Annotated in this window: 3 protein-coding genes and 1 pseudogene; 1 reads left to right on the top strand and 3 read right to left on the bottom strand. The window is 60.4% G+C overall.

Annotated features, from left to right (window positions below; genetic code table 11):
* From GUI70_RS22230 to GUI70_RS22220, 3 genes are all read right to left on the bottom strand, one after another.
* Positions 1-312, bottom strand: a 312-nt coding sequence (locus GUI70_RS22230; protein WP_237725117.1) for a diguanylate cyclase, incomplete at its 3' end; no start/stop codon positions are given.
* A gap of 38 nt (positions 313-350) precedes the next feature.
* The gene (locus GUI70_RS22225) at positions 351-2,888 is read right to left on the bottom strand and encodes a bifunctional diguanylate cyclase/phosphodiesterase (RefSeq protein ID WP_161884460.1); all 2,538 of its coding nucleotides are present in this window, start codon (positions 2,886-2,888) and stop codon (positions 351-353) included.
* A 131-nt stretch (positions 2,889-3,019) separates the two neighbouring features.
* The gene (locus GUI70_RS22220) at positions 3,020-3,781 is read right to left on the bottom strand and encodes a quinone oxidoreductase family protein (protein WP_161884459.1); all 762 of its coding nucleotides are present in this window, start codon (positions 3,779-3,781) and stop codon (positions 3,020-3,022) included.
* A gap of 56 nt (positions 3,782-3,837) precedes the next feature.
* On the opposite strand from GUI70_RS22220, the pseudogene GUI70_RS25345 reads away from it, so the two are divergent.
* A pseudogene (locus GUI70_RS25345) lies at positions 3,838-4,017 on the top strand (cupin domain-containing protein); the annotation flags it as partial.
* Positions 4,018-4,088: the final 71 nt, after the last annotated feature.

Here is a 4,088-nt window from a genome sequence, read left to right as displayed (position 1 = left end):
CTCTTCCCCGCCATACCGGCAAACGACATCTTCCTCCCTGAAGACACGCTGCATGAGCCCAGCAAGTTCCTTCAACACCACATCGCCCGCGTCATGACCGAAGGAATCATTGAATTTCTTGAAATGATCGATATCGAGAACAAGAATGCTGATCGACACTTCCCCCCGGATGGCACGGCGAACTTCCCGTTCCAGGGTCTCTTCCAGGTAACGCCGGTTATGCAGTCCGGTCAACGGGTCACGAATGGATTGCAGCCGCAGCGATTCGCGAAGCCGCAGATTGGCCAGAGCGAGCGCCACATGCCGGGCCATGCTCTGGCAGACTCTTCTTTCACCGATAAACTTGCCAGTTATGGAGCGGCGATTTGAGAGATCCCAGCGGCACCAAACACGTCCTGAGCAACACAGGCCCTGGCGAAGAAGTAACCCTGCCCCAGATGACATCCGAGTTCTTGGAGCGCCTCCAATTCCTCCAACGTTTCAATGCCTTCAGCCACCGTCTGGAAGCGCAGACTGGCCGCTAGGCTGACGATCGCGCTGACGATCGAATGATTCGCTGACGCTTGGCTCAGTCCACTGACGAACGAACGGTCGATCTTCAGAATGTTGATCGGAAGTCGCGCCAGATAACTGAGACTCGAGTACCCAGTGCCAAAGTCATCGATGGCGATAGCGATGCCCAGGGCGCGCAGACGCTTCAACTGCGCCACCGAGTCTTCGGCATTGCGCATCACGATCCGCTCCGTCAACTCGAGTTCCAGATGCGCTGCAGGAAACCCAGTCTCCTGCAGACATCGGTCCACCGTCTCGACAAAGGTCTGACTCTCAAACTGAAGGGCAGAAACGTTCACGGCCATGCGAATGTTCGGATGCCCGGCCTGAATCCAGGCTGCACCCTGCGCACAGGCCGTCCGCAGCACCCACTCGCCGATCTCGGTGATGAGTCCGATCTCCTCGGCAATGGGAATGAACTGTCCGGGCGGGACCCACCCCAACTGTGGATGCCGCCAACGCACCAGGGCTTCCACGCCGACCAAGACCCGGTCTTGAAGACCGACGAGCGGCTGGTAGTGCACCTCCAACTCGCTGAATGCCAGGGCTCTCCTCAGGTCCGATCCCAACTGAAACCGCTCGTGACTGCGACGGTTGAGCTCGGGTTCAAAGACGGCGAATCCCTGTTTCCGAATCTTGGCATGGTACATCGCCAGGTCGGCCCTGAGCTGCAAGGTCTCGGCAGTAACCCCGCCTTTCGGAAACATGCTGATGCCGATGGCTACCATCACGTAGAGTTCTCGTCCACCAACCTTGAATGGGAGGCTCAGCGTGTCAAGGATGGATCTGGCGACTTCGACCGCTTTGGTCTGAGGGCAGAACGGCAGGATGACTGTGAATTCATCGCCGCTGATCCGTGCCAGTGTCTCCTGCGGCTGAACGCAGCGTGTGAACCGGTTGGCCAGTTCGCGCAGCACCTGATCACCGACCTCGTGTCCCAGCAGATCGTTGATGCCTTTAAAATCGTCGACGTCGATAAAGAGCAGGGCCAGAGGAGCCTGCAGATGGTGAGCGACGGCAACGGCTTCCTTCAACCGCTCTTCGAACAACTGCCGGTTGACCAGGCCTGTCAGGGCGTCGTACTGAGCGCGGTACAGCACCCGCTCTGCGACGCGATGGTGTTCGGTCGCCAGGGTCGCCAGATGACAGGCTTTGTCCATGACCTGCAAAACGTCCCTGGGGAACAACCCAGGGGGCTTCGTGTAGAGATCGAGGGTGCCCAGGATCTCGCCCAGACCATCAAGCAGCGGAACGGAAACACAGGCCTGGAATCCCTGTTCAGCAAACCGGTTGAGCACACTCGTGCGGTAAGGGGCGTGCGCCAGCGACTCAACGACCACCCGTTCTCCACGCAGCATGGCGGTCACGGACGGCCACACGCCTTCCCGAACTTCGAGGCCCTCGAGGGCCGTTCGGCACTCGGTAGAGAGGCTTGGGGCAGCTGAGGGATACAGCTTCTGATCCTGCTCGAGCATGATGACGCACACGTAGCCCGGGAGCTGACGTTCGACCGTCTCAGCCACATGGTAAAGAATCTCCGGGAGAGCAGCACTGTTGATGATCATCTCTAGGATGACGTCACGTTCCGAGCTGGTCGCCTGTTCGGCTTTCCGGACGTTGATGTTCTGGAAGTACACCGCAAGGCTGCCCTGAAACGGATAAGCGTTCACCTCGAACCAGGCGTGCACCACAGGAAAGAACGCTTCGAACCTCACCGGGCGCTGACTAGCCACCGCCAACCGGAACTGTCGATCGAAGGCGGTGCCGATCATTTCGGAAAAGGCTTCCCAGAAGGTCCGGCTGAGCAGCATGGCGGCGGGCTGCTGGAGCAGCTTGACGGCCCGGGGGTTGAGGTAGGTGAAACGCCAGGCGTGGTCCAGGCTGAAGAAGGCTTCTTGGATGTTCTCCAGGACACGCGTCGTTTCGTCGGCTCCCCTGAGCAGGTCGGTCTGGGCATCGTGAAGAGGTGTGATGTCCTCGTGAATGACCATGGTGTGAAGCCTGTTGTTGAGCCGAGAGACGCGAAGATGGAACCACCGCTGGTGTTCCGGAGAGTGGCAGGGGTAGATCTCGTCATAGGTTTCGAGATCGCCGCTGAGGACGCCTTTGACGCCCTGATCACCAGTGTTGCTGGAGGGGGAAAGACTGGCCTGCCGGCCATGAAAATAGTTACTCCCGACTCCGTGATCGGGCAACGTCAGGCCGTTGGCCGTTCCGAATACTTTCCAGGCATCGTTGACTTCCAGAATCGAACCATGTTGGTCAAGGATGGCCAGTGAGGAAGACACCGCGCTGTAGGTTGGCTGGGAGTGGTAAAGCGTAGGGACGTCGGACATGGTCCTCCGTGAAACTCTCCAGCGAGCAGAGTGATATGAGCAGACCTTCGTGATGGCAGGATCCTGGCTCGGGTAAGGGTTCTCATGAGCCGCCGAAGAGTGCTGCGCTCGAACTCTGGGACACTCTTAATTTAGCAATTCTTAATGATGAAGTCTGTCAAATCTTCACTATTGCGCTTTTGCTGATGGGGAGGTTGATCTGGGCTCCGATTGAATTGCACACAGTGTGTACATTCAGTAGCCCGGAAGGGCGCGAGGGCCGAGAAGGTCTCGCGCAGCGCGTCTCCGCCGGACGCTTCGAGGGCCACGTCCACGCCTCGCCCGTCCGTGAGGGTCCGCACCCGCGCCGGCCAGTCCGGCTCCGTGTACACCACGACGTCGTGCGCCCCGAGGGCGAGCGCCGCCCCAATCTTGTCAGGATGGCCGACGGCCGCAATGACGCGGGCGCCGAGCGCGCGCGCGATCTGCACGGCGAAGCTGCCCACGCCGCCGGTCGCGGCGGGCACCAACACGCTTTCGCCGGGCTGCACGCGCGCGGTGAGCGTGAGCATGAAACGCGCGGTGGTGCCTGCAACGATGAGGGTGCTGGCCCCGTCGAAGTCGAGGGCATCGGGGATCGGCACGGCGGCGCTCGCGTAGGCGACGGCGAACTGGGCATAGCCGCCGTACCCATTGGGCCCCGCGAAGGCGAAGACGCGAGTCCCCACCGGCGGACCGTCCACGCCGGGGCCGAGCGCGGTGACCGTGCCCGCGATCTCGCCGCCGGGCACGAAGGGAAAGGCGGTGTCGAAGGGGTAGGGGTCGCCGCGGCGGCGCTTGACGTCGGAGAAGTTGACGGACGCGGACTCGACCCGCACGAGAATCTGGTACGGCCCGGGTTCGGGCACCGGCACGAGGTCGAGGTGGAAGTCCGGGCCGCCTTGGACGGGGACGCGAAGGCAAAGGTCCTGGACTGCACCAGCACGAAGCAGAAGAAGAACAGTTTTATGTGCTGAGTGGACAACTCACCTATTGGATAGGTCCACATACTTTCAATGTGTCAACGGGCGACTTCATACATATCCCTCGGCAGACGCTACATGGCTTTACCAATGGACCGCAGCCTCAGTACCCGACAACTTCCGTTTAAGCCGCTCCTGGAGCTGAGAAAGAACTTATCAGCACTGTAAACAGCACGGCCAAGTCGTCTGGATCCCATCT

The organism is Deinococcus alpinitundrae (assembly GCF_009982895.1).
GTDB classification, from domain to species: domain Bacteria; phylum Deinococcota; class Deinococci; order Deinococcales; family Deinococcaceae; genus Deinococcus; species Deinococcus alpinitundrae.
This window is presented reverse-complemented; position numbering and strand designations above follow the sequence as displayed.